Here is a 22,439-nt window from a genome sequence, read left to right as displayed (position 1 = left end):
GGAACGGCGCAAACACCTGCCGGCTGGCTCCGGCCATGGCGCATTTCGCGCCTGAAAGCTCCGAAAGATCGAACTCATGACAGAATTCAACGGCGTCGTTCCGGCGATCGCCAAGGCGTTGCAGAAGCGCGGTTACGCCGAACTTACCCCGGTACAGCAGGCGATGCTCGATCCGGCGCTTGCCGCTTCGGACGCGCTGGTCTCCGCCCAGACCGGCTCCGGCAAGACCGTCGCCTTCGGATTGGCACTGGCGCCGACGCTTCTCGACGGTAGCGAGCGCTTCGGTGCTGCCGGCGCCCCGCTTGCGCTGGTCATCGCGCCGACGCGGGAGCTTGCCCTGCAGGTGAAGCGCGAACTTGAATGGCTTTATGAAATGACCGGCGCGGTGATCGCCAGCTGCGTCGGCGGCATGGACATCCGCAGCGAGCGCCGCTCGCTCGAGCGCGGGGCCCATATCGTCGTCGGCACGCCCGGCCGACTCTGCGACCACATCCGCCGACACGCACTCGACATGTCGCAGCTGAAGGCCGCCGTGCTCGACGAGGCCGACGAGATGCTCGACCTCGGCTTCCGCGAGGACCTGGAATTCATCCTCGATTCGGCACCGGACGAGCGCCGGACGTTGATGTTTTCGGCAACCGTGCCGGCGGCAATCGCCAGACTCGCCAAGAGCTACCAGCGCAACGCCGTGCGCATCAGCACCGCGGCCGAGGAAAAGCAGCATGTCGATATCGAATATCGCGCCCTTGTCGTTGCCCCGAGCGACCGCGAGAACGCGATCATCAACGTGCTGCGCTATTACGAAGCGACCAACGCCATCGTCTTCTGTTCGACGCGTGCCGCCGTCAATCATCTGACCGCGCGCTTCAACAACCGCAATTTCTCCGTCGTGGCGCTGTCCGGCGAGCTGACGCAGAACGAGCGCAGCCACGCGCTGCAGGCGATGCGTGACGGCCGCGCCCGCGTCTGCATCGCAACCGACGTCGCCGCCCGCGGCATCGACCTGCCGGGCCTCGATCTCGTCATTCATGCCGACCTGCCGACCAATCCGGAAACCCTATTGCACCGCAGCGGCCGTACCGGCCGGGCCGGGCGCAAGGGCATCAGCGCCATGATCGTGCCGCTGAGTGCAAGGCGCAAGGCCGAGCGTTTGCTGGAGAATGCCGGCATTTCGGCGGCCTGGGCGCGGCCGCCGTCGGCCGAAGAGGTGAACGAGCGCGACGACGAGCGGCTGCTTGCCGACCCGGTCTTTCACGACGCGCCGCAGGAGGAAGAACAGAAGCTGGTGCAGCAGCTTCTCGCGAGCCACGGCGCCGACAAGCTCGCTGCCGCTTTCCTGCGTCTCTACCGCACCAACCGTTCGGCGCCGGAAGATCTGATTGAGGTTACCGTTCAGGACGATCGCAGCCGTAAGCGCCGCGACAATGCCGCCCCCTTCGAGCCGGCGCAAAAGGGCCCGCGCGAAGATTTCGGCCCGAGCGTCTGGTTCTCCGTCTCGGTCGGGCGCAAGCAGAATGCCGAGCCGCGCTGGCTGATCCCGATGCTCTGCCGCAACGGCAACGTCACGAAGCGCGAGATCGGCGCGATCAAGATGCAGCCCGAGGAAACCTATGTGGAGATCGCGGCAGCGAGCGCCGAGAGCTTCCTGAATGCGATCGGACCGAACAAGGCGCTCGAACGCGGCATCCGCGTGACGAGGCTCGCCGGCACGCCGGATTTCAGCCGCGCGCCATCACCGAAACCCTATGCCGGCAAGGCATCCCGTGACGAAAGGCCGGGCGAGGCGTTCCGCGACGAACGGCCGAAGAAAAAGTTCGGCAAGGGTTCGGGCGGCGGTTATGCCGCAGCCGAGAATGGCGGCGGGGAACGGCGCGACGCCAAGCCCTGGAACAAAATGGCCGGCAAGCCCGGCTACGATGGCGCGAAATCCGACAAGCCAAGATATGACAAGCCGAAATTCGACGGCGGCAAGCATGAGGGCAAGGGCGGCGCTGGGCCGAAAGGCAAATTCTCGAAGAAGAAGCCCGGCTGATTGTGATCGCCACGTGATTTCTTGACCGGCAGGATCAGACGACGATGAAACGCTCCGGCATATGTCGCGTCGATCCGGCCGCCTTCGTCAAGGCCAATCTGCCGATCTCAGCAGTCCCCTCTATCCCCGAGATCCTGCTCCACACTGCTGGGCCTGCGAGCGGCCTCTGGCGGATTGCCGTTCGCGGAGAAGCCAATCCGCCGCCTTACTGGGCCTATCCCTGGGCCGGCGGCGCCGTGCTTGCCCGTTATCTGCTCGACCGGCCGGAAATCGTTGCCGGCCGACGCGTCCTCGATCTCGGCGCCGGCTCCGGGCTAGTCGCGATCGCTGCAGCGAAGGCTGGAGCAGCAATGGTGACGGCGGTCGATGTCGATGCCAATGCGATTGCCGCGATCGGTCTCAACGCGGCAATCAATGACGTGACCATCTCGGCAGTCGCCGCCGATATCCTCGATGCGCCGCCGCCGGAAGCGGCTGATCTCATTGTGGTGGGCGATCTTTTCTATGATCCCTCGCTTGCCCTGCGGGTGATGGCTTTCTTGCGGCTTTGCCGGGCAAGCGGCATCGAGGTGCTGGTCGGCGATCCTGAGCGGGCCTATTTGCCGGATCGAGAACTCCGGCGAATCTCGACACAGGCGGTCGCGGACTTCGGCGCGGCCGCGAGCGGTAGCGCGGTGCAAGCGGGCGTTTTTTCGCTCTCCTGATCGGGAAGAGGCGAGACTATACGAGAAGATCCGGCCGCAATAGCAAGACCGGGCAGGCTGCTCCGGCCGGCAGTTCCGGCGCATGCGGCGGGCGGATAATGAGGCAGTCGGCTTGCGCAAACACCTTCATCATCGAGGAATCCTGCTTGCCGAACGGTTCGGCCAGCCAGTTTCCGGTCGTGGATTTCGCAAGCCTCGCCCTGATATAGTCCTGCCGGTGATCGTTGGCGCGCAGGGTGACGGCGGCCTCCAACGTCGTCTCACGTCGCACCGGCGGCAGGGAGGCGAGCTTGCGGATCAGCGGCTCGAGGAACAGCAGCGAACAGACGAGGCTTGAGACCGGATTGCCGGGCAGGCCGAGCACATGGGTTTCGCCGAAGCTTCCGACCATCAGCGGCTTGCCGGGGCGCATGGCGATGCGCCAGAAGTCGAGCTGCATGCCGGCGTCGATCAGCGTGACCTGCACCAGATCATGATCGCCGACCGACGCGCCGCCGAGCGTAACGATGACATCGGCCTTGGCATCCCGGGCCCTGTCGACCGCCGCGGTAATTTCTGCCTTATCGTCCGGCACGATGCCGAGATCGAGCACATCGGCGCCGGCTTTGCGGGCAAGGGCTGCGATACCGAAGGTATTGGAGGCGATGATCTGCGAAGGTCCGGGCTTGCTTCCGGGCGGCAGCAGTTCGTCGCCGGTTGCGAGGATGGCAATCAGCGGGCGCTTGAGAACCTCGACATCGGGCCGGTTCATGCCGGCCGCGACCGTCAGCCGGGAGAAATCGAGCACGGTGCCGGCAGGCAGCACCGCTTCACCTTCGGCGAAATCCTGACCGCGGGGGCGCACATGCTGGCCCTGCCGCACCGGGAAGGTGGTTCTGATGCCGCCGTCGATCTTCTCCGCATCCTCCTGCAGCAGGACGCTGTCGGCGCCTGGCGGAACAGGCGCGCCGGTGAAGATACGCACGGCCTCTCCCTGGCCCACGCTTCCCCCGAAGCCGTGGCCGGCGGATGACACGCCGATGACCCTCAACACGGCGCCCGGCTCCGGCGCGTCCTCCCGGCGCAGCGCGTAGCCATCCATGGCCGAGGCATTGAAGGGCGGCTGGGTCAGCCGCGCCGTCAAATCGGCGGCCAGCACACGGCCCTCAGCCTCGGCAAGCGGCAGCGTCTCAGACGCCGCGACAGGCTTGGCGCGGGAGAGCAGGCGGTCCAAGGCGTCGGCGACCGGCAGAAGGTTCATCTTGCCTCCGGATGACGGAAATCGCCTGATTTGCCGCCGGATTTTTCGAGCAGCCTGACGCCGCCGATCTCCATCGCCTTGTCGGCGGCCTTGGCCATGTCGTAGATCGTCAGGCAAGCGACCGAAACGGCGGTCAGCGCCTCCATCTCGACACCGGTCTTGCCAGTCAGTTTGGCGGTGGCGATGACGCGCAGGCCGGGCAGGGCGGAATCTTCCTCGATTTCGACCGTGACCTTGGTCAGCATCAGCGGATGGCAGAGCGGGATGAGATCGGCGGTGCGTTTTGCCGCCATGATGCCGGCAAGGCGCGCGGTGCCGATCACATCGCCTTTCTTGGCATTGCCCTGGCGGATGAGCGCGAGGGTTTCCGGCGCCATCTTCACATGGCCCTCGGCGGTGGCGATGCGCACCGTCTCGGCCTTATCGGAGACATCGACCATATGCGCCTCGCCGGAGGCATCGATATGGGTCAGGCCGGGCTTTGCGCCGCTCATATCATTCGGCCGCGATGGCGGCTTCGCCAAAGAGCAGCGCACGGGTGGCGGCCGCCACGTCGTCCTTGCGCATCAGGCTTTCGCCGACAAGGAAGGTATTGATGTCGACGGCCTGCAGGCGCTGGCAATCGGCATGGGTGAAGATGCCGCTTTCGCCGACGAGCAGCCGGTCGGCCGGCACCATAGAGGCAAGCGTCTCGCTGACCGTCAGGCTGACGTCGAAAGTGCGCAGATTGCGGTTGTTGATGCCGATAAGCGACGAGGATAGCTTCAGCGCCCGTTCCATTTCCGGCGCGTCGTGAACCTCGACCAGCACATCCATGCCGAGCGAGAAAGCTTCGTCCTGCAGACGCTCCGCATCGTCATCGCTCAGCGACGCCATGATCAGCAGAATGCAGTCGGCACCCCAGGCGCGCGCCTCGTGGACCTGATAGGTCTCGAACATGAAATCCTTGCGCAGCGCCGGCAGGGCGCAGGCAGCACGGGCCGCCGTCAGGAATTCCGGTGCACCCTGAAAGCTCGGCGTGTCGGTGAGCACGGACAGGCAGGCCGCGTCGCCGGCTTCATAGGCCTTTGCCAGCGCCGGCGGATCGAAGTCCGGGCGGATGAGCCCCTTGGATGGGCTTGCCTTTTTGATCTCCGCGATGAGACCGAACTGGCCGGCCTCACGCTTGGCAACAAGCGCCTTATGGAAACCGCGGGGCGCTGACTGATCGGCCTGCATCGCCTTTAAATCGGCAAGCGACACCGCAGCCTTGGCGGCGGCGATTTCCTCGCGCTTATAGAGTTCGATCTTCTTCAGGACATCGGTCATCGGCCAATCCTAATCGATATCGTTGGAAACGGCGATGAGTTTGTCGAGGGCGAGCGCCGTGGCGCCGCTATCCAGCGAATGCGCAGCAAGCGCCATGCCGTCGCGGATCGTCTCGGCCTTGCCCGCGATGACCAGCGAGGCGGCGGCGTTGGCAAGCGAGACATCGCGATACGCATTCCGGGCGCCGCTCAGAACCTGCCGGAGCGCTGCGGCATTGGCGACACCGTCGCCGCCCTTGATATCGGCGAGCACGCAGGGGCTGACGCCGAAATCGGGGGGCGACAGCTCGAAGCTGCGGATCTTGCCGTCTTCGAGCGCTGCGACCTTGGTGATGCCGGTCGTGGTGATTTCATCGAGGCCATCGCCATGGACTACCCAGACGCATTCCGAGCCAAGATCGCGCATGACTTCGGCGAGCGGCACCAGCCACTGCGGCGAGAAGACGCCGAGCAACTGGCGACGGACGCCGGCCGGATTGGAGAGCGGCCCAAGCAGGTTGAAGATGGTGCGCGTGCCGAGTTCAACGCGGGAGGGGCCGACATGGCGCATGGCGGAATGATGCAGCTGGGCGAACATGAAGCCGACGCCGGCTTCCGCAATGCAGCGCGTGATGATCTCGGGACCGACATCGATATTGACGCCGAGTGCGGCCAGATTGTCCGCCGCGCCGGATTTCGAGCTCAGCGCCCGATTGCCGTGTTTGGCGACGGGCACATCGGCGCCGGCCACGATCAGCGCCGCCAGCGTCGAAATATTATAGGTGCCGCTGGCGTCGCCGCCGGTGCCGACGATGTCGATCGCATCGGCCGGCGCCTCGACGGTCAGCATTTTCGACCGCATCGTGGTGACGGCGCCGACGATCTCGTCGACGGTTTCGCCGCGCACGCGCAGCGCCATCAGGAAGCCACCGATCTGCGAGGGCGTTGCCTGGCCCGACATCAGGATGTCGAAGGCGGCACGGGCCTCGTCACGCGTCAGCGGCTCGCGGCTCGCGGCCTTGGCCAGGAACGGCTTCAGATCGGTCATAAAACCTCCTAGCGGACCGTCGCCTGTTCGGCGAGCGTCTGGTTGATCGAAGCCCCATACTGCGTCTGCAGGAGGTTGACCATCTGATCGAGAATATCATCGCCGGCGGCATTAGCCATGGCGGTGAGCTGGGCATCGCGGTTGTTCAGCACGTCGCTGGTCGGCTGGCTGTTGACCTCGGTGACCTTCATCAGGATCTGCGTCGAGGGATCGGCGCCGACCGCGCTCGCAACCGTATCGACCGGGCCGGAGAAGGCGGCCTTGACTGCGGCTCGTCCGAGAACCGGATCATCGGTGGAGCGGGTGATGCCGCTCTTGCTTTCGACGGCAATGCCGAGCGGCGCCGCGATATCGGCAAGGGCTACGCCCTTTTGCGCCTCGGCCTTCAATTCGTCGGCCTTCTTGGCGAGTTCGGCCTTCTGCTGCTCCGCCGTCCAGTCTTCGACGGCTTTCTCGCGCACCTCCGCGATCGGGCGGTCCCGGTCCGGTGTGATTTCGCGGACGTTGAACCAGACATAGCCGTCATTGCCGATCGGAAGCGGAGAGGCATCGACGCCGACCTCGGTCTTGAAGGCTTCGCCGAGCAGCTGCTGCTTGGCGGGAAGATCCTTGACCTCTTTGCCGTCCTTGTCGGCGCCGGTCGCATCGACGGCGTCGATGGTCACCGCCTTGAGCTTCAGCTGACCGGCGATATCTTCGAGCGTGGAGCCGCCGGCGCGCATATCCTCGATACGGTCATGAACATTGATCACTTCCTGAGAAGCGTTGGAGAGCGCCAGCTGCTTGCGGATGTCTTCCTTCACCTCGTCGAAATTCTTGACAGTTTCCGGCTTGATGTTGGTGATGCGCAGGATGACCGGGCCGAACGAGCCGTCGACGACCGGCGTCGTGCCGCCATCCTTCGACACCGCAAAGGCGGCATCGGCGACGGCCTGGTCGGGAACCTTGTCCTTGGTGAACTCGCCGAGCAGCACGTCGCTTGCCGTCTTGCCCTGGTCGGTGACCAGCTGGTCGAAGCTGGTGCCGCTCCTCAGCGCCGTTTCGGCGGCGGTGGCGAGATCCTTGCTGGTGAAGGTCAGCTGTTCGATCGTCCGGCTTTCCGGCGTGCGATAACTATCCTTGCCCTTCTCGAAAGCTTCGCGGATCTGGTCGTCGGTAACGGTCGCGGCATCGGCGATATCGGCCGGCTGCAGCTTGAGATAGGTGATCTTGCGATATTCCGGCGCGCGGTAGCGCTGCTTGACGCCTTCGAACCAGCTCGCCAGCACGTCATCGGCGGGGGCCTTGATCGGCTCGATATTTGCGTTGGTCAGCAGCAGATAGTCAACGCTGCGGCTTTCGTCGCCATAGAGCTTCAGTGCGTCGATCAGCGTCTTCGGCGCGGCAAAGCCGTTGGAAACGGCATCGACGATCTGGCTGCGGACGGCGACCTTGCTGCGCTCCTTGATGTAATCGTCCTGCCGGATGTTCGCATTGCGCAGGCGCGAAACGAACAGCTCGCGATCGAACTGGCCGTTGACGGCCTTGAAGGCCGGATCGTCGCCAATCAGCTGGGCGAGACGATCCTCGGACAATCCGAGGTTCATATCTTCGGCGAGCTGGTCGAGTGAGGCGCCGGCAACGAGCTGTGACAGCACCTGCTGCTCGATTCCGAAGGCGCGGGCCTGCTCGGGCGTAAGGCGCATGCCGAACTGCTGGCCGATGTTTGCCACCTGACGCTGATAGGCAAGCTGGAATTCGGTGACCCCCACCTTCTGATCGCCGACAGTCACGACCGTGGTGCTGCTGCCGCCTGATATCAGCTCGCGCGATATGCCCCAGATGCCGAAAGAGGCCACCAGGAGAAGCAGGAGCAACTTGGCAACCCAGGTCTGAGCAGCTCTTCTCAGAAGATGGAACATGGAAACGCAAACCTCGCAGCATTTATTGACCCGCGCACGGGCAGACATTCGACGTTCCTTAAAACAAAGCCGACAGGAAATGAAGGGTTGTCACGCGAAAAGCTGCGGATGGCCGCGAGGGCGACGCAAGGCGTTGATGGCGAACAAAAGATCGGCTCCCGGCGGAACCTTTCGGGCCGCCATTTCGTTGAAGCGGCATCCCATGAAACAGGAGCAGACCATGGCAGAAATGAAAACCGCTTCCGCCGAATCCACCGCTGCGCGCGTCAAGGCGGATATCGCAGCAGACGATCTGTCGGCGCAGGTCACGGCACTCCGTGAAGATCTATCCAGATTGACGGACAGTGTGCGGGCGCTGGGGCAGGGGGCAAAGTCGGTGGTTACGGACGAAGCTTCGCTGATGACGGAACGGCTGCGCGACAAGGTTCGCGAAGAACCGATCATGGCGCTCGCGATAACGGCAGGCGTAGCCTATCTTTTCGGCCTGCTGAGCCGCCGCTGAACATGGAATTCGGGACAGAAAAGCCGGACGCAAGGCGCGCCCGGCTTTTAGTCATGTCCGCCAGTTGCGCCTCGACAATCAGCGGCGGATGGCACGGCCGATGAAGATCAGAATGCAGGCGCCGATGAAGCCGGTGATCAGGTAACCAAGCCATCCCGCCAACGGCTGGATGTGCAGCAGACCCAGGATCCAGTTGGCGACGATCGCGCCGACGATGCCGAGCAATATGTTCATGAGCACGCCCATATTGCTGCTCATGACCTTTTCTGCCAGCCATCCGGCGATGCCGCCGATGATGATGGCCGCAATCCAACCCACGCCTGCGTTTTCCATAGTGATCCCTCCTGGTGAAACGACTCGCAAGAATGCACGAAACGAAAGAAAGTTCCACTCCTGGAGGAACTTAAGCACTCAAGGATGCAGCACGGTGACGGGTGTTTCCAGCAGGTAAGCGACGAGTTGGAACATTAGCCCGCTTAGCGCAAGAATTGCGAAGCCGAAAGGCATGATCAGGCTTTTGCTAAACATTCTCTCCTCTCCTATTTTAAATAAAGCATAAGCCGAAGTGCGTGTTACGCAAGGTTATTACTAACAATTGGTTAAGTGCGATATTTAAGTAAAATGATAGATTTCAGGGAACGGTCGCGAAATCCCGGAGGTATGAGGAGGAAATACACGGACGACTGGCATCCAAATCACTTTCCTTCCAACAATTCTACATTTCGGAGAGCTTTAACTCGAGTAATCCGTTTCTTGACGGAACAGGGAGCGGCCGGATGCACCAATTCGGCGCAGGTGCTGCGTTATGTCCGGCCGCCGGCGGATTGATTTTGGCTCGGAGTGCGTCATTTTTCCGGGGGTTCGTTCAATCAGGGAAAATCTCGATGCCAAAAGCTGCAATCGCCATCGCCTGCTGCCTCTGCCTGCTTACGCTCTCCGGCTGCGGCAATACCGCATACGGGCTGAAGAAGGATGGACAGGAGGCGAGCCACGCAATGGATAATGCGACCCATCGGGTGCTTTCGGCCGGCGCCAATAGGTAATGGCGGCTGCCGGCGACACGCGGCAAATCTTGCATGAAAAAAGCCCGCCTGGGGTGAGGCGGGCTTAGCACAACAGAGAGAATGGACGGACGAAAACCGTCCCGACTGATACAGCATTTCCTTAAAGGCGCCGCTGTACGTCATTCGACGTAACCGCGACCGAAAGGTTCCGGCAGCGGCGTCAGAATCGGGTCAGAAGTTGCCCCAATTCTGAGCGCGGGCACGGGCGCGAATAATCCGGTATTCGCGACCGCCATAGAGCGAACCGATGGTCAGCAGAAGCGTCAGAACGTCCCAGATGATATGCATGTTATCCTCTCAGGTTGGACGGCTCTGCCGTCGATCGGTGAAGGTACAATAGCAATCTTTCGAAACTGCTTATATGACAAGAAATCGGGATGAGCAGGCAAAGGAGCAGGGCGCTTGCGGCGTCTGATAAGACGCGCGGCGCTGCAGGAGCAGCAACGTGAACAAATCAGCCGGCGCCAGTCCATGACGATTTTCTCCGTTCGCCACATCACGTCCTATCGTTACCGCCGGGAGGTCGATTTCGGCGAGCATCGCCTGATGTTCCGGCCGCGCGACAGTTTCGACCAGCGGCTGATCGAGGCGTCGCTGACCACCTATCCGGAGCAAAGCCATGTGCGCTGGATCCACGATGTTTTCGGCAATTGCGTGGCGCTCGTCGATTTTTCGCGGCCGTCGGTGGAGCTTCGTTTCGAAACCTGGATCACACTCGATCATACGCCGCAGTTCGGCCCGGACATTCGGATCGACGAGGCGGCGCTGACCTATCCTTTCTCCTACGACAAGGACGAAATCGCCGATCTTGCGCCGGCGATGCAGCGCCATTATCCGGATTCGGGCGATGAGGTCGGCCGCTGGGCGCGCCAGTTCGTGCGCATGGGGCACCCGACAGAGACCGGGCACCTGCTGATGACGCTCTGTTATGCCATTCGCGAAAGCTTTGTCTATGCACGTCGCCAGGAACATGGAACGCAAACGCCGCTGCAGACCTTGCGGCTTCGCTCCGGCACCTGCCGGGATTTCGCGCTTCTGATGATGGAGGCGGCACGCTCGCTCGGCCTGGCGGCGCGGTTCGTCACCGGTTACGTCTACGTTCCCGACCGGGACGGCTCGACCGTGCTCGGCGGCGGCTCCACGCATGCCTGGTGCCAGGTCTATCTTCCCGGGGCCGGTTGGGCTGAGTTCGATCCGACCAACGGCATCGTCGGCAACCGCGATCTCATTCGTGTGGCCGTTGCCCGCGACCCGCGCCAGGCAATTCCTTTGAGCGGCAGCTATGACGGGGAGGGGACGGATTTCGAGGGCATGACGGTGCAGGTCAACGTGACCACGCGGCAGTCATGGATTACCGAGGGGTAATGATGCATTGCCCCGGGGAATTGCATCGCGGGAACCGGGTTGGTGCGATCGACGTTCCATTCTCACCTCCGCCCATGCCGGGAGGGACGAGGAAGCCACAATGAAGATACGCGCCGGGTTTCATCTGGGCTATGAATGCATACAGCCGACGCCGATGCTGCTGGTCCTCAACATTCATCCCTCCCGTCGCGCCGATCTTCTGAGCGAGCAGGTCCTGACATTCGACCGGCCGATCGAAGCGTGGGAATATACCGATGGCTTCGGCAATGCCTGCAGCCGGATCGTCGCTCCGCCGGGACTGACGACGATTTCCACCGAGTTCGAGATCTATGACACCGGGCAGGCCGACATCGTTCCCGTCCAGGCGGTGCAGCACGCGATCAAGGATCTGCCCGACGAAGTGCTCGTCTTCCTGCTCGGCAGCCGTTACTGCGACACAGACAGGCTTTCGGATTTCGCCTGGGCGACCTTCTCATCAACGCCGCTCGGCTGGGCGCGCGTGCAGGCGATCTGCGATTTCGTGCATGACCACATCACCTTCGATTATCAGAAGGCCGACGTTCTCAGAACCGCGCATGGCGGCTTTACCGACAAGAGCGGCGTCTGCCGCGACTTCGCCCATCTCGCCATTGCACTCTGTCGATGCATGAATATTCCTGCCAGATATTGCACCGGTTATCTCGGTGATATCGGCGTTCCCGCCGATCCAAATCCAATGGATTTCAGCGCCTGGTTCGAGGTCTTTCTCGGCGGGCACTGGCATACGGTCGATGCCCGCCACAACACCCCGCGTATCGGCAGAATTCTGATGGCGACAGGCCGAGATGCCACCGACGTCGCGATGTCGACGGCTTTCGGCCCGGCGACGCTTTCCCGCTTCGAGGTGATCACCGAGGAAGTGCCGTAAGTTGCGGCCACGGAGCCATAGGCTACCGCAGGTAGATCCTACGCCTTCTTCAGGAACTCCGTTTTCAGCACGAGGCCTTTGACCTGCTTGGTGTTGCACTCGATCTCGCCGGGATTGTCGGTCAGGCGAATGCCTTTGACCAAGGTCCCACGCTTCAGCGTCTCCGAGGTGCCCTTGACCTTGAGGTCTTTGATCAACGTCACGGAATCGCCGTCGTGAAGCTGGGTTCCGTTGCTGTCCTTTACAATAATGTCTTCGGCCATGATATCCTCGCTTGGTGATGCGGGAGGGGAAATCACGACGACAGGGGAGAGTCAATCACCAGTCCCGTCCCGTCCGATCTCGTTCTCCTGCCTCCGCGGCTGAACAGACCTCACGAACACAGCTGCGCAGCCAGCGATGCGCGGGATCGGCATCCATCCTCGGGTGCCAAAGCAACGAAACCGTGAGCTCCGGCGTCGGAACGGGAAGGGGGAAACTGTGCATTCCCGCCCGCAAGGCCGCCGTGTGGCGTTCAGGAACGCTGGCGACCAGGTCCGAGGCGCGGGCGAGCGCCAGTGCCGTGGAAAAGCCGCCGACGACGGTGGCGACCTGCCGTTCCAGCCCGAGCGCATTCAGAGCGTCGTCGATCGCTCCTTTGTCGAACCCGCGCCGCGAGACCGCAATATGGCCGCCGGCCGCGTAACGGGAGGGCGTGATCTCATCGCGGCAAAGCGGGTGGCCGGTGCGCACGACGCCGATGAAGCGGTCGCGGAACAAGGCCTGCGCCCGCACCTCCGGTCCCATCGTCTCGCCGACGACACCGGTTTCCAGATCGACGCTTCCGTCACGCAACGGCGCGCTGTCCTTGTCCGGTTTCTGCATGAAGCGCAGCCGCACGCCAGGGGCTTGCTTGCCGAGGCGAGCGATGAGATCGGGGCCGAAGCTTTCGGCAAAACCTTCGCTGGCGCGCAGCGTGAATGTCCGGACGAGCCGACCGAGATCAAGCGCTTCGGCAGGACGCAGAACCGCCCGAGCATCCTCGACGATGCGGCCGACCCGCTCGCGCAGCTCGAGCGCCCGGGGTGTCGGAACCAGGCCGCGGCCGGCACGCACCAGCAGCGGATCGCCCGTGGCCTCGCGCAATCGCGCCAGCGCCCGGCTCATGGCCGATGGGCTGAGCCGCAGCCTCGCGGCCGCACGGGCGACGCTGCCTTCGGCGAGCAAGACATCAAGGGTGACAAGCAGGTTGAGGTCAGGAGTCAACATGCATGCGGTATAACATGATTTCAGAGTGATATGGCGCCAGCCGCATGAATGAAGTGCAAATGCTGCGCATTCCGCCATGCCAGTTGCGGGACTAGGGTTCGATGGCTCCCTTTCAAGGAGCTTGAACATGGAGGTCCTGTTGAAACCGATCATTGCAGAACAGGGGGAGGCAGTCGCCGAACGCCCCTATTCCGTCCGCTGGGGACTCGCCAGCCTTTGCCTTTCGATGCTGCTGCCATCGCTCGGCACCAGCATCGCCAATATTGGTCTGCCGGCCCTGGCGCAGGCTTTCGGCGGCTCCTTCCAGGAGGTGCAGTGGATCGTGCTGGCCTATCTTCTTGCCATCACCACCCTCATCGTCAGCGTCGGGCGGCTTGGCGACATGACCGGCCGCAGACGGCTTCTGCTCATCGGCATCCTGCTCTTTACGCTGGCCTCCGTCATCTGCGGGGTTGCGCCGGCGCTCTGGCTGATGATCGCCGGGCGGGCGCTGCAGGGTCTCGGCGCAGCGATCATGATGGCCCTCACCATGGCTTTTGTCGGCGAAACGGTGCCGAAGGCGAGGACCGGCAGCGCCATGGGGCTGCTCGCAACCATGTCGGCGATCGGCACTGCTCTCGGCCCGTCGCTGGGCGGCGCTCTGATTGCCGGGTTCGGCTGGCCCGCGATCTTTCTCGTCAACGTGCCGCTCGGCATCGTTGCCTTCACCCTCGCCTATTGTTTTCTGCCTGCCGACGTCAACATGGGGAAGATGAAGCGCGCCGGTTTCGACATGGCAGGCACCTTGCTGCTTGCCCTGGCGCTCTTCGCCTATGCGCTGGCGATGACGACCGGGCGGGGCAGCTTTGGAATGCTGAATCTCTCCCTGCTGGCGGCGGCTTTTTTCGGGGCCGGTCTCTTCGTCTTCGCCGAGAGGAAAGCCTCATCACCACTGATCCGGCCGGCGGTGTTTCGCAATGCAGCGCTGAGCGCAAGCCTGGTCATGAACGCGCTCATCTCGACGGTGATGATGGCGACGCTGGTGGTCGGCCCGTTTTATCTCTCCCGTGCGCTCGGGCTCAGCGAGGCCGCCGTTGGCGCCGTCATGTCGATTGGCCCCGTCATCTCCATCCTTGCTGGAGTCCCGGCCGGTCGCCTGGTCGATCGTCTGGACGCGCCGTTCGTGATCGCGGCAGGCCTCATCGCGATGGCCGCTGGCGCCATCGCACTCGCCATGCTTCCCGGAATGATCGGCTATATCGCCGCCATCGCCATCCTGACGCCCGGCTATCAGCTGTTCCAAGCGGCCAACAACACCGCCGTCATGGCGGATGTCGGCCCTGACCAGCGCGGCGTCATCTCGGGCGCGCTCAGCCTGTCGCGCAATCTCGGGCTGATTACCGGCGCTTCCGTCATGGGTGCGGTATTCGCGCGAGCATCGGGAACATCGGATGTCGCCGTGGCAGGCCCCGAGGCCATTCACTCAGGGATGCAGATCACCTTTGCCGTCGCAGCCATGGCGATCGCCGCAGCACTCGCCATCGCCACCGTGACTTGCCGCCGCGGCGGCTGACGCAGAGCGCCGTCGAGACTGAGACCAAGGTCCGATCCGACCCGGACTTCATGCCGATACCAAACCCTCGATCGCTGCAATAGGTTTTCGTGGCGGGACGAATCTGCGGAGTTTAGCGGTGACCAAAATCTTCGTTGTGGGGTTGATACTGACGCCGGTTATTTTCTGGGGTTCCATCGGCGCGCTGATATATTCGATGTTGTCGTGAGCGAATGTTTTCTGACCGAGCTTGCCGATCAATTCGGGAGCTGAGCCCTGGTTCATCGGCTCGGAACAAGCCCGTCAAGCAGGAAGTCCAGGCCTTTCCTGAAAACGCCGTCCCAGTCATTGTCCAACAGCAGACGAGCACGCTCGATCGTCGGATATTCTTCGCTGAAATGAGCAAGACGCTGCTGCCCGGCGAGCATGTCTTCGTCCGAAAGGTCGAAGTTCGCACGAGTGATGGTCGCGCCCATAACATAATTCCAGAGCGACCATATCGCACCGTTCAAATCCGCCTCCTCGACACCGGCTCCGGATAAGACCCTGCCCAGCAGTTCCAGGCGACCGAGGATGTTCGGGCCGAGCGCCCGGCGCGGCAACAGCGACGCCGACCAGGGATGGCGCAGCATGCTGGCGCGCCAGTCTTCAAGCATGTGAAAGACCGCCTGACGCCAGTCCGGCGATTCGATCGTTTGCGATGGTCCACGATATTCGAGCACCGAGTCGAGCGCGAGATCAAAAACCTCCTCTTTGTTGGCGACGTGCCAATAAAGGCTCATCGCGCCCGAGCCGAGGCGATCGGCCAGCCGACGCATTTTCAATCCGTCGACACCTTCGGCGTCCAGCAGTTCAACCGCGCTCGCTACGATCCGGTCGAGCGAAAGAGGCGGTTCCTGTGCGGAGGGGACCGGGGCAGCTTTCCGGTGAGGCCGTTTATCCTGAGTGCCGTCGCGTTTGGCTGCCATGTGTCTTTCCTAAAAAGATCGGGTCATCGATTTAAGCCGGCGCAGCGACGGATGTCGATCCTCTCCAGTTGACTCGTACAATGTACGATGCGATGGAATCGTACGCTGTACGAGTCGCTCGGTTGCCGAAGAGTTAAAGGCGCAATCCAGCAGGCGGCGAGGGTCGTTCCTCGCAGTCCTCACGCCGGAAAGGACATCATGTCACATGCAATCAAACATCTGCTTATCGGAGGGCTGATCATCATGACCACAGGAATTCCCAACGCGACGACGGCGAATGAGGGTGACCTCAAGCTGACCATCGTCAATCCAAAAAACCTCCACGATCCGACGCCGAATGGCTATAGCACGGCGGTGATCGTCCCCCGCGGCGCCCGGTTGGCCTACATCTCCGGACAGGGTGGCCAGGACAGCACGGGAGCCTTGTCGGCGGGCTTCGCCGTACAGGTTAAGCAGGCCTACGCAAATTTGCGCAGTGCGCTTGATGGGCTCGGGGCAAGGCCGGATCAGGTCGCCAAACTGACGATCTTCGTGGTCGATCACGATATGTCCAAGCTCGAAGTGCTGACGAGGAACGTCAAAGACATGTTCGGCGACACACTCCCGGCGCAGACCCTTGTCCCCGTTCCCAAACTTGCAATCGATCCAATGCTGTTCGAAGTCGAAGCCGTCGTCATGCTTGAATAGTGGCTGCGTCTGATCCGGCCGGCTGGTCTGATGGAGAAAATTGCAGGTGGCGGAAGAGGTGGGATTCGAACCCACGGTACGGTTTCCCGCACGCCGGTTTTCAAGACCGGTTCCTTAAACCACTCGGACACTCTTCCAAGTATTTGGGAAGCCTGAAGAAAGCCAGTTTCGGTCTTTCCGGTGGATCGGTGGTTTCTGCCGATTTGCTGCCCATTCACTCACAGGCCGGCTTTTTAGCAGCTTTGATGGCAGCGTCAACTTGTTCTGCAGAGAAGCGGCTTTGACAGCCGCTTCTCTCTGCCGTCGTCAGACTAGGACGGTGAAGTTGTCAAATGCGAGTTGCGGAAAGCCCGTCGGCTCGACGTCGGGTTGAATATTGAATCGGACAAAATCGACCGCTCCCAAGGCTGCCAGAGAGATATGCTGGCCATCGGCGATAGTGTCACCATAGACCATCAGCGACATCTCACTCACCTTGTTGCCACCGACATAACCCTCGAAGGTTACGAGGGCATCGACACCTTCATAGGCGGGGTCGAAATTGGTTGCGACGTCGACGCCCTCTATCGTGAAGAGCTTGCCGTCAACGCGTTCGAAAAACGGATTGTAGGGATTGGTGACGACGTACTCGTTGCTGCCGGATTCGGCGACCGTCCAAAGGTTGCCATCGAGTTTGTCGCCAAATTTGAATCCTGCATAACCGGAGGCGACGTCAGGCAGCCCGGGATATTCCGTGGGAGCATTCTCGAAATCGATGGAATACTGTCCTTGCGGAGGAGTGTGGACTCCGATGTTGAGGCTGCCGACATCCGTGCCGCCTTTTCCATCGGAGATCTTGAATGAAAAATTCTCGCCGAAGATCCCGCCGGGCTCAAGCGCGCTCGGATCATTGACCGTGTAACTATAGCTGCCGTTGCTCCAGATCGTCAGCGTTCCGTGCTCACCCGCGATGGTAAGATATCCCGGCTCGCCCGCCTTATTAGGAATTCTCATTCCGTTGACGAACTGAACCTGAAGCAGATCGCCGTCGGAATCCGAGGCGTTGTCGAGAAGGTTTCCTTCGATGGCCTCCGCTGGTGCGTAGTCGTGGACCGACACGTCAGGCACTATTGGTTTGTGATTTGCCATGGCTCGTCTCCTAAAGATGAGCGTGGAAAGGACGTCAGGCTGCGACCCGAACGCTGCAAATAAACTTTCTACTCCCCTTTGAGTCAAGCAACAAACTACACGCCCTAAGGGAGTGATGGCCGATGCCGTTGCTGTGAAGGACACCTAAACAAGAGAGCAAAAGCCAATCTACTACCTTGGGATGAAGGCTGCAGTTGCAGCCGGCGTCCGGAGAACAGCTGCTGCTGTCGTCGGTGTCTCGATCCGGTACTTCCCGACCTCTAGAATCCCTCCAACATTTACCATGTGCCCCGCATCGGCACGCCGATTTCGGCTCTCATTGCAATAGCGAGAGGGCAGGGCAGCAGGCCTCGTGTTGGCAATTCATTAACCATAATCATTGGAATTGTCGCTATCGCTGCGAAATCGTTCGTATATTTGCCATGAACTCACCAAGATTAAAGTCTCGTTAGGTGGGCGGGGATAAGGCGTTGTTGACCCAGGATGGGGCAGAGTTCCTTAACCATAACGATCTTTGAGCGGCGTGGGGCACATGAAACTGGAATACGGGGCGTCTTTCGCAACGACAGCACGGTGGCTGGCGATATCGGCGATGTGTGCGACGGTTGCGGCGTGCGGCACGACACAGGCCGTGCCGAAGAAAAGAGCCCACGGCAAGGAATATTTCTCTGAATCCGAATATGGCGTGAAAGCCAGCCCCCGCGTCGCCACCGGCAACAATATCCCGAAGGGCGGCGGCCGCTACATGGTCGGCAACCCCTATGAGGTGAAGGGCAAGTGGTACTATCCGAAGGAAGACTTTGCCTATAACAAGGTCGGCGTCGCCTCCTGGTACGGCTCAGCCTTTCACGGACGCCTGACGGCGAATGGTGAAGTCTACGACCAGATGCATCTTTCTGCCGCGCATCCGACGTTCCCGCTGCCGAGCTACGCCCGCGTCACCAATCTCGAGAACGGCTCCTCCATCGTCGTCCGCGTCAACGATCGCGGCCCCTATCACGAGGGCCGCATCATCGACCTTTCCAACAAGACGGCCGACATGCTGGATCTGCAGCACAGCGGCACCGGCAAGGTGCGCGTGCAATATGTCGGCCGCGCCCGCATGGACGGCCATGACATGCCCTATCTGATGGCCTCCTACGTGCCGAAGGGCAGCCGCATCCCCGGCGTCAATCCGGAAGGGCAGATCGCATCCGGCGTGATGGTCGCCTCCAACAGCCGCAAGATCACCCGCGATCAGCTGCAGAACGCGGAAGACTACGAGACGCCGGCGAATGTGCCGGTGCCGTTGTCGGCGACCTCCTATGCGGGTTCGACGCCGAGCGCACGCTACAATGCGGCGCCCGGCCTTGCGCCGGCAGCCCATGTTCTGGTGGCGCCTTCAGCTGCTTCCTCCAATGCCACGCCAGGCGTCGATCGGATGGTCGTGCTGCCGGAGATCGGTCCGATGCCCTATGAGCGGCCCTATGGCGGTTCGCAAGACTCCCTAGCGCTCGGCTACCAGAACGAGGCGGTAAAGACGGTGACGGTCGATCTCGCCTTCGACGCGGTGATGGTGCGCAATGACGGGCTGACGCAGGCCTCGATCCTTGCCTCGGCCAAGCGCCAGCAGGCAAAATCGGCAGCGCATTGAGCATGGCGATTGCGTCGAATTTCGCCGCGCTCTAACCTTCTCAAAACGCCATTGACCGATGGGAGTTGCGATGCTGAGGCCCGTGCTTCGCCTGCTTGCATGCCTGATGCCGCTCGCCGCCGGCGCACACGCCGCCGACGGGGGCGCTGCCGGTTTCGCCACCAAGGCAGCGCAGGCCTATATGATCGAGGCCTCCACCGGCACGGTGCTTCTCGCCAAGAATGAGGATCAGAGCTTTTCGCCGGCTTCGCTCGCCAAGCTGATGACGATGGATCTGGTCTTCGATGCCGTGACCAAGGGCCAGATCACGCTCGATACCGAATATCCCGTTTCCGAATATGCCTGGCGCACCGGCGGTGCGCCGTCGCGGACAGCAACGATGTTTGCCGCTCTCAAATCACGCGTGCGCGTCGAGGATCTGATCAAGGGTGTCGCGATCCAGGGCGCCAATGACAGCTGCATCATCCTCGCCGAGGGGATGGCCGGAAGCGAGCAGCAATTCGCGCAGTCGATGATCCGCCGCGCCCGCGAGCTCGGCATGGAGAAAGCGGTGTTCGGCAATTCCACCGGCCTTCCGGACGGCAAGAGCAAAGTGACGGCGCGTGAGATGGTGACGCTTGCCGCCGCTCTCCAGCAGTCCTATCCCAATCTCTATCCTTACTTTGCGCAGCTGGATTTCGAATGGAACAAGATCTTCCAGCGCAACCGCAATCCGCTGCTCGGGCTCGATCTCGGCGCCGACGGGCTTGCGACCGGCTTTGCCGAGGGAGAAGGTTATTCGATCGTCGCATCGGTCCAGCGCGACGGCCGGCGGCTATTTCTGGCGCTTGCCGGCATCGCTTCCGACAAGGAACGGACGGAGGAGGCCAAACGCGTGCTCGAATGGGGGCTGACGGCCTTCGAGAGCCGTCAGATCTTCACCGAGCATGAAGTGATTGGCGCGGCCAGCGTCTATGGCGGCTCGGCGCCCACCGTCGATCTCGTCGCCAAAGTGCCGGTCAGTGTCTATATTCCGATCAGCAACCCCGACCGGCTTTCGGCGCGCGTCGTCTATCGCTGGCCGCTGACGGCGCCCGTAAAGCCGGATTATCAGGCCGGCACGCTCAGGATTTTCGCCGGTAGCCGGCTGCTCAGGGAGGTGCCGCTCTATACCGCGCAGGCGGTCGGGGAGGGCTCGCTCAGCAGCCGGGCGGTCGACGCCGTGCTGGAACTCGGCGAATCGCTGTTCTTCTCCTGGCTCTGGGACAAGTCCGCTGGCGGCTGAACGTGTTATGCCCATCGCGAGCCCAAGATCAGGCTCTGGCGGATAGCGCTTCCTTTCCCGCATACCGATGCCGCACAGTCATGTTCCAGACTTGAATGCCTGACCTTCTGATACAATTTGCCGGGGAAGGTGATTGTGTCGCCGACGCGAAAGGTTTTCCTTCCCGATGTCTTCGGATAGATAGAAGAGGCGGGGCGCCCGTGCGTGCGGCGTCCGGAATGCGGGAAGTTGTCATTGTCATCCGGTACGGGACTGTTCGTTACGTTTGAGGGCGGGGAAGGCGCGGGGAAATCGACGCAGATCCGCCGCCTCGCCGAGGCGTTGAAAGGCGAAGGGCATGAAGTGCTGGTGACACGGGAACCGGGCGGATCGCCGGGCGCGGAGGCCGTCCGCCACGTGCTTCTGTCGGGCGCTGCCGAGGCCTTCGGCACCCGGATGGAGGCCATCCTCTTTGCGGCAGCCCGCAACGATCACGTCGAAGAGGTGATCCGGCCGGCCCTGACGTCAGGCAAGATCGTGCTCTGCGACCGCTTCATGGATTCCTCGCGTGTCTACCAGGGCATCACCGGCAATCTCGAGCCCGATTTCATCGAGACGCTGCAGCGGATCGCCATCAACGGCGTCATGCCGGATTGCACCTTGATACTGGATATTCCCGCGAAGATCGGCCTGGAGCGGGCGCAGAAACGCAGCGCTTCGGAAGGTCCCGATCGCTTCGAAAAGGAGCGGCTCGAAACGCACGAAAAACGACGCGAAGCCTTTCTCGATATCGCCGCCCACGAGCCGGAGCGCTGCCACGTGGTCGACGCCATGCAGACGGAAGAGGCGATCGCCGCCGAAATCCTGGCGATCGTCAAGCGGCTGATGTCGCCCTCAGACCGCGCTCGGATGCCGGAAGCAGCCCATTATGAGTGAAGATCGGCCGGGACTGCTGGACGGCGCCATCTGGCCCGCCGAAAATACCAGGCTGTTTGGCCATGAGGAGGCGGAATCCTTCCTTGCCCAGTCCTACCGATCCGGCAAGGGCCATCACGCCATCCTGATCGAAGGGCCGGAGGGCATCGGTAAGGCGACGCTCGCCTTCCGCTTCGCCAACCACGTGCTCTCGCATCCCGATCCCGACGCGGCGCCGGAGAAGATCGCCGATCCGGATCCCGCCTCGGCGGTCAGCCGGCAGATCGCCTCCGGCGCCTCGCACAACCTCCTGCATCTCGCCCGGCCGGTGGACGAAAAGACGGGCAGGGTGAAATCGGCGATCACCGTCGACGAGGTGCGCCGCGCCGGCAAGTTCTTTTCGCAGACCTCAGGCACCGGCAACTGGCGAATCGTCATCATCGACCCGGCTGACGACATGAACCGCAATGCGGCCAATGCCATTCTGAAGATCCTCGAGGAGCCGCCGAAGCGGGCGCTGTTTCTGGTGCTTTCGCACGCACCCGGGCGGTTGTTGCCGACGATCCGCTCGCGCTGCCTGCCGCTGAAACTAGCGCCGCTTGCCGACGAAGGACTCGTTGCCGCCCTTGCCCATCTCGGCATAGCAGGCGAGGGCAGTGTGCTTTCGGCGGCCAAGGGCAGCGTCGGCGAAGCCTTGAAGCTCTTGAACTATGGCGGCAGCGAAATCATCGCCGGTTATGACGAGGTGCTTTCCGCCGAGGGGCCAGCCGCCCGCAAGGCGATGCACCGGCTGGCCGAGGCGCTCTCGGGCAAGGAAAGCGATACGATTTTCGATTTCTTCGTCAGCCACGTCGGCGACGACATCATGAGCCGCGCTCGCGCGGCGGCAGGCGAGGGACAGATCGCCACGGCCGAACGGCTGGCACGGCTCTACTCGGAGGTTACCGAGCGACTTACCGTCTCCGATGCCTATAATCTCGACCGCAAGCAGACGATCATCGGTATCCTCGCCGATATCAAGCAGCCAAGATTCTAGC

General features: G+C 62.2%; 22 protein-coding genes and 1 tRNA gene. 12 read left to right on the top strand and 11 right to left on the bottom strand.

Going from position 1 to position 22,439, the window contains the following annotated elements; all coding sequences use genetic code 11:
* Positions 1-76 precede the first annotated feature (76 nt).
* Together HJC04_RS29500 and HJC04_RS29495 are read left to right on the top strand one after the other, a co-directional pair.
* Complete coding sequence (locus HJC04_RS29500; protein ID WP_221147708.1) at positions 77-2,032, top strand: DEAD/DEAH box helicase; 1,956 nt, start codon at positions 77-79, stop codon at positions 2,030-2,032.
* Positions 2,033-2,076: 44 nt separating this feature from the next.
* Positions 2,077-2,736: a methyltransferase gene (locus HJC04_RS29495; protein ID WP_210631259.1), complete on the top strand. Its 660-nt coding sequence runs from the start codon at positions 2,077-2,079 to the stop codon at positions 2,734-2,736.
* A gap of 16 nt (positions 2,737-2,752) precedes the next feature.
* Here HJC04_RS29495 and glp read toward each other — a convergent pair whose 3' ends face one another.
* Genes glp through HJC04_RS29470 form a run of 5 tightly spaced genes read right to left on the bottom strand, consistent with a single transcriptional unit; the run spans position 2,753 to position 8,211 of the window.
* Positions 2,753-3,976 carry a gephyrin-like molybdotransferase Glp gene (gene glp / locus HJC04_RS29490; RefSeq protein ID WP_210631260.1) on the bottom strand — a complete coding sequence of 408 codons (1,224 nt, stop codon included), beginning with the start codon at positions 3,974-3,976 and terminating at the stop codon, positions 2,753-2,755.
* Positions 3,973-4,470 (bottom strand): cyclic pyranopterin monophosphate synthase MoaC, encoded by a 498-nt coding sequence (gene moaC, locus HJC04_RS29485; RefSeq protein WP_221147707.1) that lies wholly within the window; start codon positions 4,468-4,470, stop codon positions 3,973-3,975. The genes glp and moaC overlap by 4 nt, the downstream gene beginning before the upstream one ends.
* Position 4,471: 1 nt before the next feature.
* Positions 4,472-5,284, bottom strand: a complete 813-nt coding sequence (gene trpC / locus HJC04_RS29480) for an indole-3-glycerol phosphate synthase TrpC (protein WP_221147706.1) — start codon at positions 5,282-5,284, stop codon at positions 4,472-4,474.
* 9 nt (positions 5,285-5,293) lie between these two features.
* A complete protein-coding gene (gene trpD / locus HJC04_RS29475; RefSeq protein WP_221147705.1) occupies positions 5,294-6,310 on the bottom strand; it encodes an anthranilate phosphoribosyltransferase in 1,017 nt (338 codons plus the stop codon).
* An 8-nt stretch (positions 6,311-6,318) separates the two neighbouring features.
* Complete coding sequence (locus HJC04_RS29470; protein WP_221147704.1) at positions 6,319-8,211, bottom strand: peptidylprolyl isomerase; 1,893 nt, start codon at positions 8,209-8,211, stop codon at positions 6,319-6,321.
* 220 nt (positions 8,212-8,431) lie between these two features.
* On the opposite strand from HJC04_RS29470, the gene HJC04_RS29465 reads away from it, so the two are divergent.
* On the top strand, positions 8,432-8,713 hold the full coding sequence (locus HJC04_RS29465; RefSeq protein ID WP_184459666.1) for a hypothetical protein: 282 nt from the start codon (positions 8,432-8,434) through the stop codon (positions 8,711-8,713).
* A gap of 78 nt (positions 8,714-8,791) precedes the next feature.
* On the opposite strand, the gene HJC04_RS29460 is transcribed toward HJC04_RS29465, so the two are convergent.
* On the bottom strand, positions 8,792-9,046 hold the full coding sequence (locus tag HJC04_RS29460; RefSeq protein WP_064802691.1) for a GlsB/YeaQ/YmgE family stress response membrane protein: 255 nt from the start codon (positions 9,044-9,046) through the stop codon (positions 8,792-8,794).
* Positions 9,047-9,597: 551 nt separating this feature from the next.
* Here HJC04_RS29460 and HJC04_RS29455 point away from each other — a divergent pair.
* From HJC04_RS29455 to HJC04_RS29445, 3 genes are all read left to right on the top strand, one after another.
* Positions 9,598-9,756: an entericidin gene (locus HJC04_RS29455; RefSeq protein ID WP_221147703.1), complete on the top strand. Its 159-nt coding sequence runs from the start codon at positions 9,598-9,600 to the stop codon at positions 9,754-9,756.
* A 492-nt stretch (positions 9,757-10,248) separates the two neighbouring features.
* Positions 10,249-11,142, top strand: coding sequence for a transglutaminase family protein (locus tag HJC04_RS29450; protein ID WP_210631265.1), 894 nt, complete (start codon positions 10,249-10,251; stop codon positions 11,140-11,142).
* Between the two features lie 100 nt (positions 11,143-11,242).
* A complete protein-coding gene (locus HJC04_RS29445; protein ID WP_210631266.1) occupies positions 11,243-12,049 on the top strand; it encodes a transglutaminase family protein in 807 nt (268 codons plus the stop codon).
* Positions 12,050-12,087: 38 nt separating this feature from the next.
* Here HJC04_RS29445 and HJC04_RS29440 read toward each other — a convergent pair whose 3' ends face one another.
* Complete coding sequence (locus HJC04_RS29440; RefSeq protein ID WP_184459645.1) at positions 12,088-12,312, bottom strand: alkylphosphonate utilization protein; 225 nt, start codon at positions 12,310-12,312, stop codon at positions 12,088-12,090.
* A 55-nt stretch (positions 12,313-12,367) separates the two neighbouring features.
* Complete coding sequence (locus tag HJC04_RS29435) at positions 12,368-13,297, bottom strand: LysR family transcriptional regulator (RefSeq protein WP_210631267.1); 930 nt, start codon at positions 13,295-13,297, stop codon at positions 12,368-12,370.
* 139 nt (positions 13,298-13,436) lie between these two features.
* On the opposite strand from HJC04_RS29435, the gene HJC04_RS29430 reads away from it, so the two are divergent.
* Entirely contained in the window at positions 13,437-14,849 is a 1,413-nt protein-coding gene (locus HJC04_RS29430; protein WP_221147727.1) for an MFS transporter, read from the top strand.
* A 260-nt stretch (positions 14,850-15,109) separates the two neighbouring features.
* Here the strand turns inward: HJC04_RS29430 and HJC04_RS29425 are convergent, their stop codons facing one another.
* A complete protein-coding gene (locus HJC04_RS29425) occupies positions 15,110-15,796 on the bottom strand; it encodes a TetR/AcrR family transcriptional regulator (protein WP_210631269.1) in 687 nt (228 codons plus the stop codon).
* Positions 15,797-15,994: 198 nt separating this feature from the next.
* Between HJC04_RS29425 and HJC04_RS29420 the strand changes: the two genes are divergently transcribed.
* Positions 15,995-16,483 (top strand): RidA family protein, encoded by a 489-nt coding sequence (locus tag HJC04_RS29420; protein ID WP_221147702.1) that lies wholly within the window; start codon positions 15,995-15,997, stop codon positions 16,481-16,483.
* Positions 16,484-16,530: 47 nt separating this feature from the next.
* Here the strand turns inward: HJC04_RS29420 and HJC04_RS29415 are convergent.
* Both HJC04_RS29415 and HJC04_RS29410 read right to left on the bottom strand, forming a co-directional pair.
* Positions 16,531-16,620 (bottom strand) — tRNA-Ser (locus tag HJC04_RS29415).
* A gap of 169 nt (positions 16,621-16,789) precedes the next feature.
* Positions 16,790-17,611: an Ig-like domain-containing protein gene (locus tag HJC04_RS29410; RefSeq protein ID WP_221147701.1), complete on the bottom strand. Its 822-nt coding sequence runs from the start codon at positions 17,609-17,611 to the stop codon at positions 16,790-16,792.
* A gap of 532 nt (positions 17,612-18,143) precedes the next feature.
* Here HJC04_RS29410 and HJC04_RS29405 point away from each other — a divergent pair.
* The 4 genes from HJC04_RS29405 (at position 18,144) to HJC04_RS29390 (ending at position 22,438) form a co-directional block, all read left to right on the top strand.
* Complete coding sequence (locus tag HJC04_RS29405) at positions 18,144-19,244, top strand: septal ring lytic transglycosylase RlpA family protein (RefSeq protein WP_210631314.1); 1,101 nt, start codon at positions 18,144-18,146, stop codon at positions 19,242-19,244.
* Positions 19,245-19,314: 70 nt separating this feature from the next.
* Positions 19,315-20,508, top strand: coding sequence for a D-alanyl-D-alanine carboxypeptidase family protein (locus HJC04_RS29400; RefSeq protein ID WP_221147700.1), 1,194 nt, complete (start codon positions 19,315-19,317; stop codon positions 20,506-20,508).
* A gap of 234 nt (positions 20,509-20,742) precedes the next feature.
* On the top strand, positions 20,743-21,423 hold the full coding sequence (gene tmk, locus HJC04_RS29395; RefSeq protein WP_221147699.1) for a dTMP kinase: 681 nt from the start codon (positions 20,743-20,745) through the stop codon (positions 21,421-21,423).
* Positions 21,416-22,438 (top strand): DNA polymerase III subunit delta', encoded by a 1,023-nt coding sequence (locus HJC04_RS29390; protein WP_221147698.1) that lies wholly within the window; start codon positions 21,416-21,418, stop codon positions 22,436-22,438. The genes tmk and HJC04_RS29390 overlap by 8 nt, the downstream gene beginning before the upstream one ends.
* The last annotated feature ends 1 nt before the right edge of the window (position 22,439 follow it).

The organism is Rhizobium sp. NLR8a (assembly GCF_019685235.1).
Taxonomy (GTDB): Bacteria; Pseudomonadota; Alphaproteobacteria; order Rhizobiales; family Rhizobiaceae; genus Rhizobium.
This window is presented reverse-complemented; position numbering and strand designations above follow the sequence as displayed.